Source organism: Marinobacter persicus (assembly GCF_900114155.1).
Classification (GTDB): Bacteria; Pseudomonadota; Gammaproteobacteria; order Pseudomonadales; family Oleiphilaceae; genus Marinobacter; species Marinobacter persicus.
Map to the genome: position 1 here is coordinate 1 of NZ_FOSC01000012.1, position 21,566 is coordinate 21,566.

General features: G+C 54.9%; 21 protein-coding genes and 1 riboswitch. Of the genes, 17 read left to right on the forward strand and 4 right to left on the reverse strand.

What is annotated here, in order from left to right:
* The first annotated feature begins 774 nt into the window (after positions 1-774).
* The 5 genes from BMZ63_RS13160 (at position 775) to panB (ending at position 4,440) form a co-directional block, all read left to right on the forward strand.
* The gene (locus BMZ63_RS13160) at positions 775-1,671 is read left to right on the forward strand and encodes a LysR family transcriptional regulator (protein WP_091706185.1); all 897 of its coding nucleotides are present in this window, start codon (positions 775-777) and stop codon (positions 1,669-1,671) included.
* 318 nt (positions 1,672-1,989) lie between these two features.
* Complete coding sequence (locus BMZ63_RS13165) at positions 1,990-2,520, forward strand: helix-turn-helix domain-containing protein (protein WP_091706187.1); 531 nt, start codon at positions 1,990-1,992, stop codon at positions 2,518-2,520.
* The gene (locus BMZ63_RS13170) at positions 2,517-3,236 is read left to right on the forward strand and encodes an AzlC family ABC transporter permease (RefSeq protein ID WP_091706189.1); all 720 of its coding nucleotides are present in this window, start codon (positions 2,517-2,519) and stop codon (positions 3,234-3,236) included. Before BMZ63_RS13165 ends, BMZ63_RS13170 begins: the two co-directional genes overlap by 4 nt.
* Positions 3,237-3,239: 3 nt before the next feature.
* The gene (locus tag BMZ63_RS13175) at positions 3,240-3,587 is read left to right on the forward strand and encodes an AzlD domain-containing protein (protein ID WP_091706191.1); all 348 of its coding nucleotides are present in this window, start codon (positions 3,240-3,242) and stop codon (positions 3,585-3,587) included.
* A gap of 22 nt (positions 3,588-3,609) precedes the next feature.
* Positions 3,610-4,440 carry a 3-methyl-2-oxobutanoate hydroxymethyltransferase gene (panB, locus tag BMZ63_RS13180; protein ID WP_091706193.1) on the forward strand — a complete coding sequence of 277 codons (831 nt, stop codon included), beginning with the start codon at positions 3,610-3,612 and terminating at the stop codon, positions 4,438-4,440.
* 408 nt (positions 4,441-4,848) lie between these two features.
* On the opposite strand, the gene BMZ63_RS13185 is transcribed toward panB, so the two are convergent.
* Both BMZ63_RS13185 and BMZ63_RS13190 read right to left on the reverse strand, forming a co-directional pair.
* The gene (locus BMZ63_RS13185) at positions 4,849-5,430 is read right to left on the reverse strand and encodes a GNAT family N-acetyltransferase (protein WP_091706194.1); all 582 of its coding nucleotides are present in this window, start codon (positions 5,428-5,430) and stop codon (positions 4,849-4,851) included.
* 37 nt (positions 5,431-5,467) lie between these two features.
* Positions 5,468-5,953, reverse strand: a complete 486-nt coding sequence (locus tag BMZ63_RS13190; protein WP_091706196.1) for a hypothetical protein — start codon at positions 5,951-5,953, stop codon at positions 5,468-5,470.
* 284 nt (positions 5,954-6,237) lie between these two features.
* Here BMZ63_RS13190 and BMZ63_RS13195 point away from each other — a divergent pair, with 284 nt between their 5' ends.
* From BMZ63_RS13195 to BMZ63_RS13245, 10 genes are all read left to right on the forward strand, one after another.
* Complete coding sequence (locus tag BMZ63_RS13195) at positions 6,238-6,918, forward strand: hypothetical protein (RefSeq protein ID WP_227663598.1); 681 nt, start codon at positions 6,238-6,240, stop codon at positions 6,916-6,918.
* Between the two features lie 83 nt (positions 6,919-7,001).
* Entirely contained in the window at positions 7,002-7,403 is a 402-nt protein-coding gene (locus BMZ63_RS13200) for a GFA family protein (RefSeq protein WP_091706199.1), read from the forward strand.
* Positions 7,404-7,493: 90 nt separating this feature from the next.
* Positions 7,494-8,039 carry a DUF6624 domain-containing protein gene (locus BMZ63_RS13205; protein ID WP_091706200.1) on the forward strand — a complete coding sequence of 182 codons (546 nt, stop codon included), beginning with the start codon at positions 7,494-7,496 and terminating at the stop codon, positions 8,037-8,039.
* Positions 8,040-8,129: 90 nt separating this feature from the next.
* Positions 8,130-8,942, forward strand: coding sequence for a HEPN domain-containing protein (locus BMZ63_RS13210; RefSeq protein ID WP_091706202.1), 813 nt, complete (start codon positions 8,130-8,132; stop codon positions 8,940-8,942).
* Between the two features lie 840 nt (positions 8,943-9,782).
* Positions 9,783-10,226, forward strand: a complete 444-nt coding sequence (locus BMZ63_RS13220) for a lipocalin family protein (RefSeq protein WP_227663599.1) — start codon at positions 9,783-9,785, stop codon at positions 10,224-10,226.
* Positions 10,227-10,428: 202 nt separating this feature from the next.
* The gene (nhaB, locus tag BMZ63_RS13225) at positions 10,429-11,934 is read left to right on the forward strand and encodes a sodium/proton antiporter NhaB (protein WP_091706205.1); all 1,506 of its coding nucleotides are present in this window, start codon (positions 10,429-10,431) and stop codon (positions 11,932-11,934) included.
* 76 nt (positions 11,935-12,010) lie between these two features.
* A riboswitch (cobalamin riboswitch) is annotated at positions 12,011-12,206 on the forward strand.
* Between the two features lie 186 nt (positions 12,207-12,392).
* Positions 12,393-15,158 carry a ribonucleoside-diphosphate reductase subunit alpha gene (locus BMZ63_RS13230; RefSeq protein WP_091706207.1) on the forward strand — a complete coding sequence of 922 codons (2,766 nt, stop codon included), beginning with the start codon at positions 12,393-12,395 and terminating at the stop codon, positions 15,156-15,158.
* Between the two features lie 201 nt (positions 15,159-15,359).
* Positions 15,360-16,418, forward strand: a complete 1,059-nt coding sequence (locus tag BMZ63_RS13235; protein ID WP_091706208.1) for a ribonucleotide-diphosphate reductase subunit beta — start codon at positions 15,360-15,362, stop codon at positions 16,416-16,418.
* 4 nt (positions 16,419-16,422) lie between these two features.
* Complete coding sequence (locus tag BMZ63_RS13240) at positions 16,423-17,418, forward strand: 2-hydroxyacid dehydrogenase (protein WP_091706210.1); 996 nt, start codon at positions 16,423-16,425, stop codon at positions 17,416-17,418.
* A gap of 50 nt (positions 17,419-17,468) precedes the next feature.
* On the forward strand, positions 17,469-18,242 hold the full coding sequence (locus tag BMZ63_RS13245; protein ID WP_091706211.1) for a CLCA_X family protein: 774 nt from the start codon (positions 17,469-17,471) through the stop codon (positions 18,240-18,242).
* Between the two features lie 20 nt (positions 18,243-18,262).
* Here the strand turns inward: BMZ63_RS13245 and BMZ63_RS13250 are convergent, their stop codons facing one another.
* Both BMZ63_RS13250 and BMZ63_RS13255 read right to left on the reverse strand, forming a co-directional pair.
* Positions 18,263-19,006 (reverse strand): ZIP family metal transporter, encoded by a 744-nt coding sequence (locus tag BMZ63_RS13250; RefSeq protein WP_091706213.1) that lies wholly within the window; start codon positions 19,004-19,006, stop codon positions 18,263-18,265.
* A gap of 227 nt (positions 19,007-19,233) precedes the next feature.
* Positions 19,234-19,560 carry a hypothetical protein gene (locus BMZ63_RS13255; protein ID WP_091706215.1) on the reverse strand — a complete coding sequence of 109 codons (327 nt, stop codon included), beginning with the start codon at positions 19,558-19,560 and terminating at the stop codon, positions 19,234-19,236.
* 396 nt (positions 19,561-19,956) lie between these two features.
* Between BMZ63_RS13255 and BMZ63_RS13260 the strand changes: the two genes are divergently transcribed.
* Complete coding sequence (locus BMZ63_RS13260; protein WP_218141249.1) at positions 19,957-20,796, forward strand: PIN domain-containing protein; 840 nt, start codon at positions 19,957-19,959, stop codon at positions 20,794-20,796.
* A 111-nt stretch (positions 20,797-20,907) separates the two neighbouring features.
* The gene (locus BMZ63_RS13265) at positions 20,908-21,543 is read left to right on the forward strand and encodes a hypothetical protein (RefSeq protein WP_143072224.1); all 636 of its coding nucleotides are present in this window, start codon (positions 20,908-20,910) and stop codon (positions 21,541-21,543) included.
* The last annotated feature ends 23 nt before the right edge of the window (positions 21,544-21,566 follow it).

The window sequence follows — 21,566 nt, forward strand, 5'->3', positions numbered from 1 at the left end:
GACGAACGTGGGCTTCGGTGTTTGGAATGGTGTAGAACTGCCCGGAGGGATGAAGGGCGATGTCCAGGTTGGCTTTACCGACATCGACACCGACATTGACTGGGGTTTGGATTTCCGTGTTGTTCATAATAAGCTGACTCTGCCTTGCTATACGGGCTCGAGGCCCCGATGACTGTTCGAGTTATCGCTTGAGAGTCATGCAGCGCTGCACACTTGTTATCGGTCTCTCGGAAGAGGAACCTTGCAGGCATCGAGCTGCTGCATGAAGGCCCCCAGCGGCCACTGGGGGTGGGCCTCAATTTACCCAAACACGGAAGAAATTATCCATACAAGTAGGCACCAACCTCCCCATTTAAGCCAGCTCGTCGGAACCAAAAGGGGCGCCCCAGCAAAGGTACGAGTGCTATTCATACCCCGCTTCCCTCAGTCTTGACCCGACGAGCGCTGAGAAGCAAGTATCAATTGGTTCAACCGTTGCTGGGTAGGGCATTGAGGGGGGCATTCGTAAGAGACGTGTTTGAGCAGCTCCGCCCAAACTTCTGCTGCCAAGGGAACTCGTCATTGCTGTCATAGTCGCGTCCATGTGTTTGTTTCCAAAGCCAGTGGAGCAGAGCGTACAAAGGGACACAGGTAAGTTGGAAACGAAAAAACTTGTCTGGGGGTATCAACTTATTCGATACTCGATCAGCGTTCCTTTTTGTCCATTCGATTGCCGTTCCCCCCAACATGCGCACATCAAGCAGTTGAGACGAGCCGGTCATAGGAGATATCAAAATGAAATGGAGCTTGGATCAGCTACGTACATTTATATATGTTGCGGATACGGGCGGTTTTTCGCGGGCAGGAGAACGACTTTTCCTGGCCCAGTCTACGGTCAGCTGGCAAGTGCAGCAGCTTGAACGTCAGGTTGGCGCGCCGTTGCTTCAACGGAATCCGAATGGCGTCACCCTCACTGAAAAAGGTATGGCCTTCTACCTGAGGGCGCAAAAGGTCGTCACCGCAAACGATGAAGCTGAGTTGTGGTTGACGCAGAACACCGTTGACCGACAAATCATTCGATTTGCCACCACCGATTGTTATGCAAGTTGTCTACTACCAGGACTACTTGAGCATTGGAAATGCCAGTTTCCCAACGTGCAAGTAACTTTGGATTGCAGCTTTAGCACTGGTATCTGGGAGCGTTATAAAAAAGGGGAGTTCGATATTGCTCTGGCACAGCATTGTCCTTCTGACATTAACGCAGAGCCCATCAGGGTCGAACCGTTAGAATGGGTATGTGCCCGAAAATCGTTAGCTTGGCAACAAACTACGGTGCCCGTAGCTTTGTTTGAGCACGGCTGCCCTGACAGAGAAGTGATGCTCGGTGCTCTCAAAGGTGCGGGACGTGAGTATCGAGTGGAATACGAGACCTACAGTTATGGGGGGCTTGTGGCGGCGGTGGAAAGCGGGGCCGTAGTTTCTGCTCTGCCCAGATCGACAATACCTTCCACACTCAAACGTCTTGGTAGTCAGCACGGGCTCCCAAGGCTACCATCTTTGAACGTGAATCTAGCAAGCCCAAACAAAAGAAGTAACGCCATATGCGGCCAACTATACGATGCCGTTATGCGCCACTTAATTGTGGGTAGCCCAAATTTTGCCATTGGTGGCGAGGAAGCAGTCCCAAGCTAGACGTGCATTATGATCATTCGGTTGCCACGCAAAAGAGCAATCTCGCACCAACTACCAATCACTGACTAGCTCCTCGACTGTATTAGCGAATGTCGCTTTCCCGGATCACCATCACCGCTTGGGAGGGCATTGCCAGATTTCCAGGCGTTATTGAAAGTATCGTTGATGCGCAGCTTGCGCGTGCGACGATCGGGAATAATGCCGTCGCATACAAGGAGTTTGACAATGCTCCCCGGTGATTTACCGACACCTCTTCATTGACATTTCTTTGTTCCTTTTGTAGAACGTTCTGTAAATAGAACATTGGAAGTGTTTTACATGGATCAGCTTTCTCTCGAAACCCTGGGGCGACACCTTCAGTCCTTGCGGGTGGCTCGCGGATGGTCGCTCTCGGGGCTTGCCGCCGCCGCAGGTGTTGCCAAATCGAATCTTTCCCGCCTGGAACAGGGAAACGGGAATCCGACCCTGGATACCATCTGGCGACTGGCGGTTCAGCTTAATGTCCCCTTCGGCAACCTGGTTGCCCCGATCCGTGTGCCGGTTGGTGAGGAAGGGGTGCAGGTCCGGCTTGTGGATCAGGGGGGAGACAATCCCCGGGTAGACGCCTACTGGATGTCCTGTGCCCCCAACACGACGCGTATGGCGGAGGGGCATACGCCAGGGACGGTGGAGTCTGTTACCGTCATCAGCGGTCAACTGGAAGTCGGTGTCACTGGCCACAGCCAGCATTTGCGGGCTGGCGAGAGCCACACCTTCGATGCTGATCAGCCACACTTATATCGTACCCGGGAAGCCTGGGCCACCTTACTGGTCACCATCGTGTATCAAAAAGAAGGTGAGGAATTATGAGTGTTCAGGTAGTCAGCGCGGGCGGGCGCGCCTGGTTGAGAGGGGTACGGGATGCGATTCCGCTGCTGGGTGGATACATTCCGGTAGCAATTTCATTTGGCCTGATCGCCAATCAGGCTGGTTTTAGCAGTTGGGAAGCCATCATCATCTCCCTGGTCATCTATGCGGGTGCCTCCCAGTTCCTGTTTGTTGGCATGGTGGCCTCGGGAGCCCCCTTGTGGCTTGTGGTTGTGATGACGCTGCTGATCAATGCCCGGCATATGGTGTATGCGCCGAACCTGGCGCCCTGGCTCACCGGGAACCGGTGGTGGTTCTGGTTGATGCACGGGCTGACAGATCAGGTCTTTGCCCTGGCGCACACCCGCCTGCCGGCGTTGCCATCCTCGGAACGCTTGGGGTGGTTCACTGGCGCCATGTTGCTTGCCTGGTTCAGTTGGGTAGGGGGCACGGCCCTGGGAGCTTTTGCGGGGCAGGAGCTGACCGGGCGCTGGCCATTGCTGAATGACGTTATGCCCTTCGCGCTACCGGCTCTGTTTGTGGTGCTGTTGGCCCCGAGATTCACTTCCTGGTTATGGGCTGCAGCGCTGGGGTGTGCCATTGTCGTAGCGTTGTTGTTCGCGGCTAATGGCCTGCCCAATATGGCGATACCGGTTGCGGCGCTTCTGGGCGCTGCGGTGTTCTTTGTGATGCAATCCAATACACGGGCGGAGGTTTAACGCATGGCTGGTGAGCTGTGGGTTGCGGTGATGGTTGCCGCAGCGGGTACATTCTTAATGCGTTTGTTACCACTGGTGTGGATGCAGAGGCGTCTGGCCCGGGAAGACAGTCAGGGCGCTACAGCGGCCATGCCCAAGTGGCTCGGGGTGCTCGGCCCGGTGATGATCGCGGCCATGCTGGGGGCTTCGCTGGTTCCCGTAGCCGGCACCCTGAATGCCTGGGTTGCAACGGCTGTTGGGGGATGCGTAACCCTGCTGGTCTGGTGGAAAACAAAGTCCCTGGGATGGCCGGTCGTCTGGGGCGTTGTGGCGTTTGGGGTGGTGCGGTTTCTCAATTTCGTTGTGATTTAACTGATCAAGGATAGGAGTGAATATGAGTACTCATACTTCCAGCCAGAAGATAACAACCTCTAAGATTCAGGCCATGAAAGGACGAGGCAGCATCGTTTCTCTCACTGCATACACGAAGCCCATGGCAGAACTCATGGACCCTTTTGTCGATCTGATCATCGTCGGGGATTCCACAGGGATGGTGGCTTACGGATACGATTCTACGTTGCCCGTTACTCTGGATATGATGATTAACCATGGTGCAGCAGTGGTGCGTGGCAGCCAGAAAGCCTGTGTCGTTATCGATATGCCCTATGGCTCGTATCAAGAAAGCAAGGAGCTGGCTTTCCGAAACGCGGCGCGCTTACTGACGGAAACTGGTGCTCAGGGCATCAAGGTTGAAGGTGGGTTAGAGCTTGTTGAAACGGTGGAGTTCCTGGTCAGTCGTGGTATACCGGTAATGCCACATATTGGCTTGCGTCCTCAGCATGCAAACACTATGGGCGGATTTAAGGCCCAGGGCAGAGATGAGGCTGCAGCCAAACGGTTGGTTGAAGAAGCACAGGCTTTTGAGTCTGTTGGCGCTTTCTCAGTCTTAATTGAAGGGGTATTTGAAGCCGCCGCGCGGCGTGTTACGCAATCTTTAGCCATTCCTACCATTGGTATTGGCGCGTCTCCCGAGTGTGATGGCCAAGTGCTGGTAACGGAGGATATTCTGGGCTTGTTTACTGACTACACGCCGAAATTTGCCAAAAAGTACGTCGATCTGAGCGCTCAAATAAAGGATGTGTTTGCTCTGTATGAGAGAGAGGTCAGAGCCGGCGAATTTCCCGCAGAGGAGCATTGCTTTGGGATTAAGAAGCAACCAACTTAGATTGTCGGGAGGGGCAAGGGGTTGTGTGTGAACAAGTGCGAAACAAAGGAAATGAGCCGAACCTGGGCAAGCCTGAATACCTCTATCACGGTAGTCGAAAAAAAACCGTTCGGCTAGAGCCAGCTCAGGGCATTGGACATGGTGACGCTGACAACCAATACGGTATTTATGCTGTCTCAGAGCGGGATTTAGCTGTTCCGTTTGCAATCACATATTACCCCCTGAGCCCTCGTGCGGTTTTCTCGGTCGACACCTCGCAACGCCCACCCCGGATAATGCTGAGGGATACTGAAGTAAGCTGGCATCAGAAGGGGTATATCTATAAGTTGCGATCTGAAACCTTTGAGCAAATAGATGCTCTCCAGTGGGTTTCGCGAGTTCCTGTAGAGCCTGTGTTGATTGAAGAAATTACCCCTGAGCTCTACCGGGATTGGGTCGTTGATTCCTGACAACAGCTAATTCATTTCGGACCTGCAGGTGCCAGTCTTCATTCGTCATCCGATAGAGCCGCACAGTCCTATTGTGAAACTCTTGCATAGTGTAGCAGGCGAACCCAGCCTTCTCAGTTACTCGAACTGAGGCAGCATGGTCTGGCTCTATAATTACCACTACTGACTCACACTGTTTTTGATCGAAGGCATACTGCAGCACGCCTTTAACAGCTTCGGTTGCAAGCCCTTGATTCCAGTATCGTCGCGCTAATCGATAACCGAGGTTGATCTCCTCAACCTCTCCGACTAGCTCGGGCCCAATACCACAGAAGCCAACAAGTTTTCCCGACCTTTTCTCAGTTAATGCCCATGGACCCATACCATGGGATGCGTAACAGTCCTGGCACCAGCCTATAAATTTGCGGGTAGCTTCTTCATCACAAACCCCTCGAACGGAATACCTCATGACCTCAGGGTCACTCAGTATTTCAGTGAGTGCGGGAATATCTTTATGGGATAGCTGCGTTACGATTAGTCTTTTCGTTTGAAACACATACACCGTGTGTACCTATGATTGGAAATTTTAAAACTGGCCCTCAGGAACCTTCGAATTCTACCAGTCTTACTGCAACATTGGCGTGGCGTGCTCCTGATGTACTTTCGTGGTGCGAGCCAAACAAATGGACCCACTGTCCTTTTTCCAGCAATAACTCCCCACTTCCCGAGCTTTGTCCGCTGCTTGTCGTATGTGTACCCGTATAGTTGAACGAGAACGTGTCGGATGAGTCTTTGATTGGGCTGAATTCATACCCCATGGTGACGTAATCGGACGCGACGAAGCCGTTATCTTCAGTAAACACAGCCGTTTTCACAACACTCGACTCCTGCAAAAAATCTGACAGCAATACGGACGGATGACCATTCGGCTTGACGGCTTCGCATTCGCAGTGCCGGATTTCCAAGACCAAATGCTTGCTGCCAATGTAGGCCTCAGGAGTGGCATTTTCGGCCAGCGTGAAGGCGGGAAGTACAGAAAGGCCGGTTAGAAAAAGCGGCAATAAAATTCTTGGCATCATTGGCATAGAACCTCCATCTTGAGATGCTTTAATGTTAAACGAACTGAGTGACGGTGATGACCATTTGATTCGCATTCCGTTGACGACATTATTACACATGGAGCTACTGTTCGAGGTCGCGCACTTCACCTGCCGTCATACCACAAAACCATTTGCAGTATAATGAAGTTACTGAGCGGAGCGGCTTTCTAAGTTTTACAGTATGGCAATGACCGATCAGGCTGCCAGATGCCGCTTTACGCGGCTCCTTCGTCACCATCGTGCTTCGTCAAACAGACTAAGGAGAGCTGATGTTGGATTTAGCTAATGTAGTTCCGTGGGGGCGATCGCTAAAGGAATATCAGGCGATGTTTGAGCTATCGAATGATGACCTGAACAAGAAAATTCTGGGTTGCGGCGATGGCCCGGCCAGCTTCAATGCTGAGGCGACAGAGGTAGGATGCCAAGTCATCTCATGTGATCCGGTATATCAATTCAAGGTTGATGAAGTGCGTCACCGAATTGGCGAGGTGTACCCAGAAATCATGGCCAAGATGCAACAGGCCGCAGACAGTTATGTTTGGGACTCATTCAATAGCGTTGAGCATCTTGGCGAGGTTCGGATGGAAGCTATGTCGCGGTTCCTGTCCGATTTTGATGCTGGTTACCAACAAGGACGGTATGTGTCGGCGTCATTGCCTATGCTGCGATTCTCTGACTCCAAGTTTGATCTGGCACTCTGTTCTCACTTTCTTTTCCTTTACAGTGATCATTTAGATCGGGCGGCCCATCTGGCATCAATGCGGGAGTTATGCAGAGTTGCCTCTGAGGTTCGCGTCTTTCCAGTTGTCTCGCTGGACGGAAAAACCTCAAAGCACCTTGATTCGGTCATGGCGGGACTATCCGCTGACGGAATCGCTGTCTCGTTGCAGCCTGTTAGCTATCGTTTTCAAAAGGGCGCTACTGAGATGTTGGTGGCAAAATCGGCATAACCATTGGCTGTTGTCGGACGACCCTACGGGCCACTTCGGCACATTCCAAAGCTAAGTTTTAAATTTACAGAGTGAGATCTCTCATGGGGTTGAAGGGAAGCTGTTTGTGTGGCGAGATAAGTTACGAAATCGACTCAGTGGATATGCCAATCGTTCATTGCCATTGTCAGACTTGTCGTAAAGCCCATGCTGCACCGTTCGCCTCCACTGCGGGAGTAAAGCGCGAGAATTTCCGTTGGCTCAGAGGTAAGCGTTCTATTTCTACGTTCGAATCATCCCCTGGAAAATTGCGCCATTTTTGCAAACGCTGTGGTTCCCATTTGGTGGCTGAAAGGCCTGCGCAACCCCACGTCATTGTTCGGGTAGCTACTCTGGACTATGATCCCGGTTTAAAACCAGAGGCTCATATTTGGGTGTCGCACGACCTGCCATGGCTTGAGTACGATAGGGCCTGTAAGCATAGAGAGTGGCGAGACGACATTTAACAAATCAATCGAGTTTCCGGCATGAAGGCCTGCCACCGGATGCCCCTGCCGGGGCGGCGCTTATTTGTGACATCAACTGGGAGGGAGCCCATGAATCAGAGTCTTGCGGATGAGCTGGTCATGATGCTGTTAGAAGACCAGCGATTGTTACAGCGACTCTTCGATTCCGGCGAGTTACCGTCGGATTCCTACCATCCCCGACTGAAAGCACTGCACCAGCGCAACGCCTCCCGCCTGAAGGAAATCATCAGGGCTCACTGCTGGCCTGGTATTTCCTTGGTCGGAGAGGAAGCCTCCAAAGCCGCCTGGCTGGTGGCTCAGCATTCGGTGTCCGAGGCCGGGTTCATGGCGGAATGCGTTCACTTGCTGGAGGAAGCCGTTGCGAAAGACGACGCCGAGGGTTGGCAGTTGGCGTTTCTTCAGGATCGGGTGCGGACGTTAGCCGGCGAGCCACAATATTACGGCACCCAGTTTGATGTTGATGAAAACGGGTGGCCAACACCGTTTCCCATCAAGGATCCCGCCTCGGTTAATGAGCGCCGTGCGCAACTTGGACTTGATTCCCTGGAGGAGCGTTTAGGACAAATGACTGAGCAGGAACGGAAGCGACGTGCCAACAGCCAGCACGCCAGTTAACCAAGCGCGGCACTTGGTCGCCTTCGTCTCCATTTTGCTGCGTCGCGCTCGCCGGAACACTTTTTGCGCCTGTTCGAGGTTAGAAGCTGAATGAGCGAAAGAAGATTGAGCTACATATACAGTTTCAAGTGTGGAGATGAGCTTGAGCACTTCGACAAACTACCTGACTATGAGCAAGCCAATATCGAACGATACATTGTACAAGTAATCAGCGATTCTTTTGTTAAACCTGCAGATGAAGACTATGTGACTGCTCGGTTACTGGCAAAAAAAGGAATGCATCGCGCTTTTTTTTGGGCTGCGTGTCAAGCGCTTGAAAAATACCTCAAAGCTTTTCTTTTAATGAGGGGTGCTTCGGTTAATCGCTTCAGAGGTCATCCGATTGCCGATTTATACTCTGAAGCGTGCTCAGTAGATGCTGAGCTCTTAACCGTTGACACGAGTTTCCATCCAGCAATTAAGATTCACCAAAACGTCTCTGAGTCCATTGAAGGGTTATCTGTAGCTCAATTCATCAATGGCATTGAAATGCAGGGAAGTCCCGACAACCGCTATAATTCGTTTGGAGTCAACTTCAACACAGGCTATTTATTTGCGCTTGATAGCTTTGTTTTTGGCTTGCGGCAGCGGATCGGCGTGCCCCCGATAGAAGAAACTCTCAGAAAGTTTGATCAGGATCTTGTCGAGGGATTCAACTTGTACAACCCATGGTTCGCTCCTGTGCACGTGGATCTTGCGGAAGTCCCCAATAAAGATTTCAATCTGCGCATATCTGGCTCTGTCCCAACCCTGGACATTCTCACCGGTCCATATGCGCCAAATGGATCCCGATTTGTGTTGCAATGGCTTGACAAAAAAATGAAATTGCCCAGGAAAACCAAGCAGCATTTGAGCAAGGGCTAATGGGCTCACAGTGATACGCGGCTAACGAGTCAAATCGTACTAACGCAGATATGAGCCAGCTCCATCAGTGGCGGGGGAATGAATGGAAGCTAAGTGTATTGCGGGGTTTGCGTCAATTACTAAAGATTCTGCGGCGAGTGCGTCTTTGTATGAGGGTGCGCGAGGCTTGCCGCTAGAAAAGATGGACGATTATCGTTTCATGGATACGCTCCCCGGAGCGCATCATTTCGGGGTATGACCCCTCTCTATGGCGGCCCAGTCTTGTTTTGGGCAGGAGGAATGGCCTGACCATGTTCCTGAGCCGACAGCTACAATTGAATTTGAGTTGGCGGACGCGGCTGCAGTGGACGCGGCATTGAAAGAAATGAAGGAAAGGGGTCAGGAATTCGTTCATGAAACCCGGACTGAACCCTGGGGGCAAACAGTCGCAAGGTTTATGAGCCCTGAGAGTGTGTTGGTTGGCCTGAGTTATGCGCCATGGCTTCATGAATAAGAGCTTAACCACATAGCGTTACGCCGACTGGCTTTTCAGCTGATTCTCCAAGGTTAGCCGGTTCCGCTTTGCGACAGTTTGTACCCTTTTAGGGCCTCATTGGGGGAAGCTCAGATCGTTTACTGGGAGCTTGCCAATGATAAGTTACCAACTTTATTACCATGATTTTCGAGGGGTTTTGCTCTGGGTCCTTAGAAAGTTACCAACTTTATTTATCTTTATGGTTGATTAATTACTGTAAAATTGAGCTCGGGAAGGTATTTTGTTACCAACTTTATTCCGGTCCTACAGTCTCGCTTCTTTTTGGACTGGCCGGCTGCACAGGCCTGCCGGACGGCATCGAGCCTGTGGATAATTTCAACAAAGACCGCTACCTGGGCACCTGGTACGAAATCGCCCGGCTGGACCACTCTTTCGAGGAGGGGCTGAGCCAGGTCACTGCCGAATACACCGAGAACGACGACGGCAGTATCAAGGTCATCAACCGGGGATACAACGAAGAAAGCGGCGAGTGGGAAGAAGCCGAGGGCAGGGCGGTGTTTGTGGATAACAGTGGTGCCGGCCACCTGAAAGTCTCGTTTTTCGGGCCTTTTTACGCGTCTTACGTGGTGTTTGGTCTGGATGACCACTATTCCCGCGCCTACATCACCGGCTACAACCGCGACTACCTCTGGCTGATGGCGCGAACGCCGGAGGTCAGTGATTCTGTACTGGAAGACTTCAAAGAAACGGCCCGCGCCAAAGGTTTCGACCTGGATGAGCTGATCATTGTTGACCAGTCCCGGCAATAACCGGCGTCGGTACAATTACAAATATCGCAAGCTACCTTTCCTGATTTTATAATACGGGCGCACCGGGCAAGCGCCCAACTCTTTCTGCTTTCAAAGCGCCTTTTCGCGACTTTCGGCCAGCGTCCGATGCACAAATATCAAGGATGTTCGCGGTAATTTGCGGCACACTCCTTCGGCAGCCACCATCAGAAAGAATCGTGCAATGGCCAATACCCTCATCAACGGCTTTACCCACAATTTCCTTGGCCGGGCTCCTGCCTGGTACAAGAAAGTCATTCTGCTTTTCCTGATTGCCAACCCTGTTTTGATGTATGTACTTGGCCCCGGGGTAACCGGCTGGTTACTGATTGCCGAGTTCATTTTCACCCTCGCCATGGCCCTCAAGTGCTACCCGTTGTTGCCGGGTGGCCTGCTGGCGGTGGAAGCCCTGCTGATTGGCCTCACCACGCCAGATGCGGTGTACGCCGAGGTGCTCACCAATTTTCCGGTGATCCTGCTGCTGATGTTCATGGTGGCGGGTATCTACTTCATGAAAGAGCTGTTGCTGGTGACCTTCACCCAGATCCTGGTGGGGGTGCGCTCCAAATCAGCGTTGTCATTGCTGTTCTGTGGCGCGGCTGCCCTGTTGTCCGCCTTTCTGGATGCCCTTACCGTAACGGCGGTGATTATCAGCGTGGCGGTGGGTTTTTTCTCGGTGTACCACAAGGTGGCCTCCGGCAAGGGCTACCAGCACAAGGACCACAATGCCAACAGCGACGATGAAGTTATCGAACTGCATCGTGAAGACCTGGAAGACTTCCGCGCGTTCCTGCGCAGCCTGCTGATGCACGGCGCCATTGGCACCGCGCTGGGTGGCGTGGCCACCATGGTGGGCGAGCCGCAGAACCTGCTGATTGCCAAAGTGGTGGGTTGGGATTTCGTCGAGTTCTTCCTGCACATGGCGCCCATCAGCCTGCCGGTACTGGTGGCGGGTTTTGCCACTTGCTGGGCGCTGGAGAAACTGCGCTGGTTTGGTTATGGCGGCCGGCTGCCCAGGCCGGTTCGGCGGGTGCTGGAAGAGTTCGCCGAGAACGAGCGGGCCCGGCGCACCAAGGCCGACCAGGCCGCCTTATGGGTACAGGCAGTGGCCGCCGGCATTCTGGTGTGCGGCCTGGCGTTCCACCTGGCGGAAGTGGGTCTGATTGGTTTGCTGGTGATTATCCTGGTGACTTCCTTCACCGGCATCACCGACGAAGGGCAAATCGGCAAAGCCTTCCAGGAATCCCTGCCGTTCACCTCTCTGCTGGTGGTGTTCTTCGCCATTGTCGCGGTGATTCATGAACAGCACCTGTTCGCGCCCATCATCAATTACGTGCTCAGCCTGCCCGAAAGCCAGCAACCGGGCATGTTCTTCATCGCCAACGGCCTGTTGTCGATGATCAGCGACAATGTGTTCGTGGCCACCGTGTACATCAGCGAAGTGAAACAGGCCCTGGACGCCGGCGCTATCAGCAACGAGCACTTCCAGACCCTGGCGGTGGCCATCAACACCGGCACCAACCTGCCCAGCGTGGCCACCCCCAACGGCCAGGCTGCCTTCCTGTTCCTGCTCACCTCCGCCATCGCCCCGCTGGTGCGGCTGTCCTATGGCAAGATGGTGGTGATGGCCCTGCCGTATACCCTGGTGATGGGTGGCGTGGGGCTTTATATGGTCATGCACGCCATCTGAATTGTATGGCAGCCGGGGGCCTTGTCTCCGGCTGCGCCTCTCTATATAGTGAGCTTGTCCTTGGTTAACTACCATATATTGTGATCATCTACTGATCACCTTGTTCAAACGGTAGTCGGGAATCCGGTGAGACTCCGGAACTGACGCGCAGCGGTATTGGGGAACGAGCGTGGCACAAAGACACTGACAATCGTCGGGAAGTCGCCACGCAAGGCCGAACCAACAGGTTCACGCCCCTGAGTCCGAAGACCTGCCAGGGATGTGGAGCCTCCAGCATTCAAAGGGGCTCTTTAACTGCACCTTCGCGTTTCAAGGTGAGCAGGTCGGACCAGAACTTACCCCTTCCCTCTCCCGCCAGTGGTGAGGGAGCGTTTGGCGCTTATACGGCGCCAGGTCGTCGGCATGCTTTCCCGTAAACGCGAAGTCAGCATCACTAACGCGTTTAAAGGAGCAATGCCATGTCTTCCCCCGCTCTGGCTGCACCCCAGCCCGGCTCGAAAAGCGACACCGAAGCCCTCCAGGTCATCAAACGCAACGGCACCCTTGTTGGCTTTGACCCGTCGAAAATCAGCGTCGCCGTCACCAAAGCCTTTCTGGCCGTGGAAGGCGATAAAGCCGCCGGTTCTGCCCGCATCAACAACGCCGTTCAGCAAGTCACCGCGCAGGTCATTCAGGCCATCAGCCGCCGCCTGCAAGCCGGCGGCAAAGTTCACATCGAAGACATCCAGGATCAGGTTGAACTGGCCCTGATGCGGGCGGAAGAACAGAAAGTGGCCCGCGCCTACGTGCTGTACCGCGAAGAACACGCCCGCCAGCGCGCCCTCGACGAGCCGGTGGAAGCCCACCCGCACCTGACCGTGAAAAAAGCCGACGGCAGCATTGCGCCACTGGACCTGGGCCTGATGAAACAGCAGGTGGAACAGGCCGCCACCGGTCTTTCGGGCATCGACGGCGAATCGCTGGTGGACGATGCCCTGCGCAACCTGTTCGACGGCATCGAAGAAACCGAAGTGCTGTCCGCGCTGATCATGACCGCCCGTGGCCGCATCGAGCGCGAGCCGGACTACAGCGCCGTCACCGCCCGCCTGTTGCTGGAGCAGCTGCGCCTGGAAAACGCCCGCGCACTCGGGTTATCCACAGACCTGCCGCTGGCGGAACTCTATCCACAGGCCCTGAATGCCTTCATTCATGCCGGCATCCGCTACGAACTGCTGGACGACGCCCTGGCCGCCTTCGACCTGGAAGCCCTGGGCCATGCCCTTAAACCCGAGCGCGACCACCAGTTCGGTTTCCTGGGCCTGCAGACCCTGTACGACCGCTACTTCCTGCACTGGAACAAGGCCCGCCTGGAACTGCCACAGGTGTTCTTCATGCGCGTGGCCATGGGCCTGGCGTTGCGCGAAGACGACCCCAACGGCCGCGCCATCGAATTCTATGAGCTGCTGTCCAGCTTCGACTACATGGCCAGCACGCCCACACTGTTCAACAGCGGCACCCGCCACTCCCAGCTGTCGTCCTGCTACCTGACCACCGTGGATGACGACCTGGAAGGCATCTACGGCGCCATCCGCGACAACGCCATGCTCTCCAAATGGGCCGGCGGCCTGGGCAACGACTGGACCCCGGTACGCGCACTCGGCTCCCACATCAAAGGCACCAACGGCGAAAGCCAGGGTGTGGTGCCATTCCTGAAAGTGGTGAACGACACCGCCGTGGCCGTGAACCAGGGCGGCAAGCGTAAGGGCGCGGTGTGCGCCTACCTGGAAAGCTGGCACCTGGACATCGAAGAATTCCTGGAACTGCGCAAGAACACCGGCGACGAACGCCGCCGCACCCACGATATGAACACCGCCAACTGGGTGCCGGACTTGCTCATCGAACGCATGCGCGACGACGCCGACTGGACCCTGTTCTCCCCCAGCGACGTGCCGGACCTGCACGACCTGACCGGCAACACCTTCCGCGAACGCTACGAGCATTACGAAGCACTGGCCGAGCAGGGCGAGATCCGCCTGTTCAAGAAAGTCTCCGCCAAACAACTGTGGCGCAAAATGCTCACCGTGCTGTTTGAAACCGGCCACCCGTGGATCACCTTCAAGGACCCCTGCAACCTGCGCTCGCCGCAGCAGCACCAGGGCGTGGTCCACAGCTCCAACCTGTGCACCGAAATCACCCTCAACACCAGCAGTGATGAAATTGCCGTGTGCAACCTGGGCTCCGTGAACCTGGCTGCCCACATCCACAACGGCGAGCTGGACGTGCAGCGCCTGGAGAAAACCGTAAACACCGCCGTGCGAATGCTCGATAACGTCATCGACATCAACTACTACGCCGTGCCCCAGGCGAAAAACTCCAATCTCAAACACCGCCCCGTGGGCCTGGGCCTGATGGGCTTCCAGGACGCCCTCTACCAACTGGGCCTGCCGTACTCCAGCCCTGAAGCCGTGCAGTTCGCCGACCAGTCCATGGAGCAACTGAGCTACTTCGCCATCCGCGCCTCCGCCACCCTGGCCGGCGAACGCGGCGCCTACGAAACCTACGAAGGCTCGCTGTGGCAGCAGGGCCTATTGCCCATCGACTCCATCAACCTGCTGAAAGAAAACCGCAGGGAAGGGGAGCTGGCCGTGAACACCGACACCACTCTGGACTGGACCCCGGTGCGCGAGCTCATCGCCAAAAACGGCATGCGCAACAGCAACGTCATGGCCATTGCCCCCACCGCCACCATCTCCAACATCGTGGGCGTGTCCCAGTCCATCGAACCGGCGTACCAGAACCTGTTCGTGAAATCGAACCTCTCCGGCGAATTCACCGTGGTGAACCCCTCACTGGTACGCGACCTGAAAGCTGAAGGCCTGTGGGACAACGTGATGGTGAACGACCTCAAATACTTCGACGGCAGCGTGCAACAGATCGACCGCATCCCGGACGAACTCAAAGCAAGATACGCCACCGCCTTCGAAATCGACCCCCAATGGCTGGTAGAAGCCGCCGCAAGACGCCAGAAATGGCTCGACCAGGCCCAGAGCCTCAACCTCTACATGGCCGAACCCAACGGCAGAAAGCTGGATGCGCTCTACCAACTGGCTTGGGAACGCGGCCTGAAAACCACCTACTACCTGCGCTCCCTGGGCGCCACCGGCGCCGAAAAAACCGCCCCGGTCGCTGCCCCGCAGCCGCAGGTTTGCAGCATCGACGAACCAGACTGCGAAGCCTGTCAGTAACCACTGACAAACAAACCAACACCTGCGGCGATAACTCCAAGCAGCGAAGAACCGGGCTGGTATCCCCTCCCGAAAATGTCTGTAGCCAGGGATGGCTACAGCCAAGCTCCCCAAGGACGGGTTCACGAGCGGTTTTCGGGAGGGGATACCAGAACGGTTCCTCCCCCAAAATTGAAGGCTACAGAGTCAAAGGAGACCCCCATGCTCAACTGGGACGACGAACCAAAAACCGAATCCAAAGCCACAAACACCGAAGGCCCCGCCCCGGTAAACGTAGACGACAAACGCGTCATCAACGGCGAAACCGACATCAACCAGCTGGCACCGTTCAAGTACCCCTGGGCCTGGGAATACTTCATGAACGCCAACAAAAACCACTGGACCCCGCTGGACGTCAACATGGCCCAGGACGTCCACGACTACCACCACCGCCTTAACCCCGCGGAAAAGCACGTATACGAAAACGTCCTGGCCTACCTCACCACCTCCGACATCCTCGCCATGCGCAACATCGGCCTGGCCGTCATGGAAAAAATGAGCGCCCCGGAACTGCAGATCTACCAGGCCCGCCAGGTTTACGAAGAATCCATGCACACCTGGGCCTACCAGCACTGCATTGAAACCCTCAACCTCGACCAGAGCGAAATCTACAACCGCTACCGCGTGGTGCCCGAAATCCACGGCAAAATCCAGATGGCCAACCGCCGCCTCGACGCCGCCATGCGCTCCGATTTGAACCTGCGCAACCGGGACGATCTGCACGAATTCATCATGTCCTACCTGTTCTTCGCCGCCGTGTTCGAAGGCGCCTGGTTCTATAACGGCTTCAGCCCCATCTTCGCCCTGCAGCGCCGTGGCCTGATGCGCGGCACCGGCGAACAGCTCCAGTACATCCTGCGCGACGAAGCCATGCACTTCTCCTTCGGCCTGAAAGTCGTCAACCAGATCATGGAAGAAGAAAACATCACCCTCGACCCCAAAGCCGTGCGCGACATGTGGGACGAATCCGAAGCCAGGGAAACCGACTACGCCAACTACATCCTGCGCGACCCCATACTGGGCTACTCCGCCGAGTACCACAGCGAACAGTTCCGCTTCGTGGCCAACCGCAGGGCCAGAACAGTAGGGCTGGAAGAGCCGTTCCCCGGTGCGAAAAACGTCTCGCCGTGGCTCGATGAGCAGGCTACGCTACGTAAAGAAAAGAACTTCTTTGAAACCCGGGTGATCGAGTACCAGACCGGTGCCCAGTTGGAGTGGTAAAACCATGAAAGTCGCCGTTTTCAGCACCAAACCCTACGACGAACAGTTCCTCGGCCAGGCCAACCAGGAAGCCCACCAGCACGAGCTGACCTTCCTGGAAACCCGCCTGAACGAAACCACGGCGGCACTGGCCCAGGGTTTCGACGCCGTATGCGTGTTCGTTAACGACCAGGTAGACGCCCCGGTGCTGGAAAAGCTGGCGGCCGGCGGCACCCGCGTGATTGCCCTGCGCTGTGCGGGCTTCAACAACGTCGATCTCAAAGCCGCCGAACGTCTGGGCCTGGCCGTGGTGCGTGTGCCGGCGTACTCCCCCTACGCCGTGGCCGAACACACCGTGGCGATGATTCTCACCCTCAACCGCCAGATTCACCGGGCCTACCACCGCATCCGCGAGGGCAACTTCGCCCTCGACGGCCTGCTGGGCTTTGATTTGCGCGGGCGCACCGTGGGCATCATCGGCACCGGGCGGATTGGCGTGGAAGTGGCCCGTATCATGCGCGGGTTTGGCTGCCGGGTGCTGGGGTACGCCCACAAGGTACACAAGGAAGCCGAGGAAGTGGGGGTGGAATACGTGCCGCTGGATGAGCTGTTCGCCGAATCCGACATCATCACCCTGCATTGCCCGCTCACCCCGGAAACCCACCACCTGATCGACGCCGAAGCCATGGCCAAGATGAAAGACGGGGTAATGCTGATCAACACCAGCCGGGGCGCGATTGTGGACACCGGCGCCGTGATCGAGGGCCTGAAATCCGGCCACATCGGCTACCTGGGGCTGGACGTGTACGAAGAAGAGGGCGACCTGTTCTTCGAAGACCTCTCCAACCTGGTGCTGCAGGACGACGTGTTCGCCCGGCTGCTGACCTTTCCCAACGTGGTGATCACCGGCCACCAGGCCTTCTTCACCCACGACGCGCTGGAAAGCATCGCCCACACCACCCTGGGTAACCTCAGTGAATGGGAAGAAACGGGCCAGTGCGCCAATGCGGTGAAGGCCTGACGCGGGCCGGGCACTGAGACAACCCGGTCCATAGCCCGTAAAATAGTGCCATGGCCAGACAATTCTATCGCCGGGGCCCGGACCACCGCGCCGGAGCCCCCGTAACCTTCCTGGACGTGCGCCGCCGCTTCCAGTTTCGCAGCATCGACATCGGACGTTGGGTCACCGAACCCGAGAAGCAGCGTAGTGCCGCGCTTTTCTACGACGCCCTGTGCGACCTGATGACCATCCTCGGCGGCACCGAAAGCCTGATCTCCCTGCGCGGCACCCTGGCCCTGCAATACGGCACCGGCGGCCGGCCCGGAGTGAGTGCCCACTACACCCCAGCCACCCGCACCTTCTCGCTGGCCAAAAATGCGGGGCCGGGCAGCATCGCCCACGAATGGTTCCACGCCTTTGATCACTACATCGCGGACAAGGTATTCACCGATGTGGAGCCCGGCGCCTTCGGCTCCAAACTCTGGCTGACCCGGGAAGACATCGTGGCCCACCCGCTGAACGAACGCCTTGAGGCCTGCTACCGCGCCATTCTGCTGGACCCCACCGGCAACCAGCCCAGCGAGTTGTTCCGAACCTCCGCCAAAGCGGACAAAGCCGCCGGCGTGTACTACTACAGCCAACCGGAAGAACTCTGCGCCCGCGCCTTCGAAGCCTTCGTGCAGGACGCCACCTGCAAAAACGCCTTCCTGGTGCGAGGCACGAAAGAAACCGACGAAGCAAAACTGGGGCTGTATCCACAAGGGGAAGAACGCGCCCGGACGAACCGGGCGTTTGAGACCTATTTCCAGGCTTTGGGCAGAGCGCTCAGGCGCGGTGGGCATTAATCAGTGAAAAGCGTATCCAATCAGTGAATCAGGATCTGAAACACGAGCATGGCAAGAAACGCTAACAGCACCAGTGCGCCCACTGATTCCGGCTTAAGCTTTTTGTTGGCATCCGGCAGCAATTCTGCGAATACCATCCAGATCATCGCACCGGCCGCAAGGCCCAGGCCGAAGGGCAAGAAAGGCTTGAAAGTACTGACAAAAAGATAAGCGGGGATCGCCATCACCGGCTGAGGTAAGCTGCTGAAAATCGCCCAGCCTGCTGCTTTTGTCACCGACATGCCGCGCGGAACCAGCACCAGCGCAATGGCGAGGCCCTCTGGTACGTTATGCACCGCAATGGCAGCGGTGATGAACACACCCAGGTCCTGCCCGCCTCCGTAGGAGACGCCAACGCCGATACCCTCGGCAAAAGAGTGAGCGGTCATCACCCCGATAATCAGCAAGGCTTTCTTGGCGTCCGCCCCGCTGAGTTCACTGACATCCGGTGCGCCTTTGCTCTCGATCCACTGATGGGCCAGATAAACGGCTGCCAGGCCTGCCAGCATACCCAGTAAGGTGAGCCACTCCTGCTTGCCGATACCTTCGGCTGTCAGGCTATGGCTGGCGGAAAGCATCAAGCCGCTCGCCACAGCCGCGCCAACGCTCAACCAAACCGCGTTGAGCTGGCGGTTCGCGGCAAGGGGCAGGGCACCCAGGCCGGTGGTGAGAGCCGTAATTAACGCCGCGATAAAAACCGTAAACAAACTTACCTCGAGAGCCATCTGGCTGCCTCCTTTTGGTAATAAAGATATGACGGTGTGTTATCGACGTTACGGAGCGGATGGGCGGGGAGTTTGGTAGGTAGTGGTCAGGTCTGTTGGAAAAGAACCCGTGATTGATTTGAGTCAGGTTTTCGAGGTCGTGCTTTTTAACCGAAAAGAATAAAAATGCCCGGTTTAACCGGGCATTTGTTGCCTGTTTTTCAGGTGGCGGTCACCGTGAACAGGGCTTAGTTGGTCGCTTCGTCGTAACCATCTTCGATGGCATCGCCGGCTTGTTCGGCGCTTTCGGCTACTTCTTCACCCGCCTCTTCCGCGCTATCGCCGATGGCCTCACCGGCGTTTTCCGCGCCTTCCTGCAGCTCGCCCAGGGCGCTTTCATCTTGGCCGGTGGCTTCTTCATAAGTCTCTTCTGCGGCGTTGCCAGCCTCGTCCATTTGCTGTTCCGCATCTTCTGCAGCCTGTTCGAGCGCAGCTTCGTCCTCATTCTCAGAGCCACAAGCAGCCAGGCCCAGAGTCAAAACCATAAGCAGTGCGCTGAGAGTTAATTTGTTCATAAAGTGCCTCCTTTACCAATTGTCGGGAACGCACAGTAAAGGCTCGGGCGGGCCGATACCATTTCCCGGGGGTTACCCTTTGGTTAGGGCCACTGATGCTTCAGGCAACGGTCTTTTACGAACGCGTTCGTAAAAGACCGGCGAAATTCCGATAACCTTCTGATAGGGTTGGAAACAGTGACGGAATCGGGCGGAGTTATACGCCCGGAACAGTGAGCAGGGTTGGCTCCAGAAAAGGCGCATAACTCCTGCCGTAGCCGTGGTGGATTGGGTTATGTGCTTGTTTCTCTATAGGAATGCCTCTCTTCTCCACACGGAAAATTCTGGAATTATGCGAATGCGTGATAGGCGAACGTGTTCGTTGAATTACGCTGTTAAAGGACACTAGGAGATCGAGTGACTAGGAAGAAAAAAGACGAAATGGATGCGTTGCTCTTTATCGATACTAATATTCTCCTCGACTTTTATAGAGATCGGAAGTCAGATGTGAGTATGAAGTTTCTTGAACAAATTGAGGCGTGCAGAGATAGGCTCATCCTCGGATCTCAGGTCGAGATGGAATACAAAAAGAATCGGCAGCACGTCATTTTGGAGAGTCTAGGTAAATTCGGGGCTCCTGACTGGGGAAAGCTAAGTGCGCCCGCTCTAGTATCTGAAACTCAAGCAGCCGGAATGATCGATAAGCACCGAAAAGAGTTGGTTAAACAACAAAAAATACTTACAGAAAAAATTCAGGCAATTTTGGAGCGGCCTGCAACTCAAGATGAAGTTTATAAAGTCCTTCAACGCGTATTCAAGCACAAAAGCCCATATAACCTTGATCGAGAGGACAAGCGACGGTTCGCAGTTCGAAGGTTGGCGCGGAAGAGATTTTCACTAGGCTACCCTCCGAGAAAAAAGGGCGAGACATCATACGGGGATGCTATCAACTGGGAATGGTTGATTCAGTGCTCAATAGACAGCGGTAAAGATGTGGTTATTGTTACCCGAGATACTGACTTTGGAGTAATTTACAAGAATAAGTCTTATCTCAACGATTGGTTAGCGCAAGAATTTAAGCAGCGAGTGAGTCGAAAAAGAAAGTTGAAACTAACCGCTAGTCTTTCCGAGGGGCTCAAAATCGTCCATGCAAAGGTAACTAAGGAGATGGAAGCAGCGGAGCGCGCTATGCTTTCAGAAATTTGGGCACAACTTAGAACAAGGGATGACGTTGAGCCCGAGCAAGATATTCTTTAATAAGTGGCTGTTGGCGGACGCACCTTCGCTGGCGCTCTGGTGTGCCGCAAAGCCAAGGCGTTATGAAGTTGAAGGGAGTGACTTTTGAGGACGTTGATCTCAGAATCCAAAATGCTCAAAAAAAGCGCTTTTGAGTTACATCGGAGAAGGTTGAATTGGCGATTAGTAGCTAAGAACGAAATAGCGAAGTGTTTTAGAGATGCTTGTGATTCTGCAACGAAATTGTCTTATCCATTCTCTATGTATTGTAACGTCCACGACGATACAAAAAATGAAGAAACGGTCCAATTATCGTCAGGTGTCAATCACACCGGTATTGTAGAGAAAATAGATAAACCGGATGAGAAGGGCTGGAAGGCTGAGACTGAGAAGGGAGCCGCTCTCGTTGCGTCTTTTGGAAGCAACGGTACTGTTGCTTTCATAATTTATCCATATAAATCAGATCGACATTCAAGGAATGAAGATAATATAATTTTGTACCACAACCTTTCACCTGATGCAGTTACAGATGAATTGATAAAGCGTTGTATCGGAAAGTTTCTTCTTTACGTAAGAAATTCAAGTATCTATGGTGGTTATAGCCTGTCTTTTTTTGATCGCATGCATATTAACATGATGATCTTAATAGACATAAGGAATCGGAAGCAGTTGTATAGAAATGCCTTTGGCCTTGTAGCTGAATGGTCAAAAATTATCGGCGCTGGGATAGCTGGTTATATCGTCGCCATCCTGACGCAAGGTTCATAGCAATGTGGTCAACCGGACGGTGG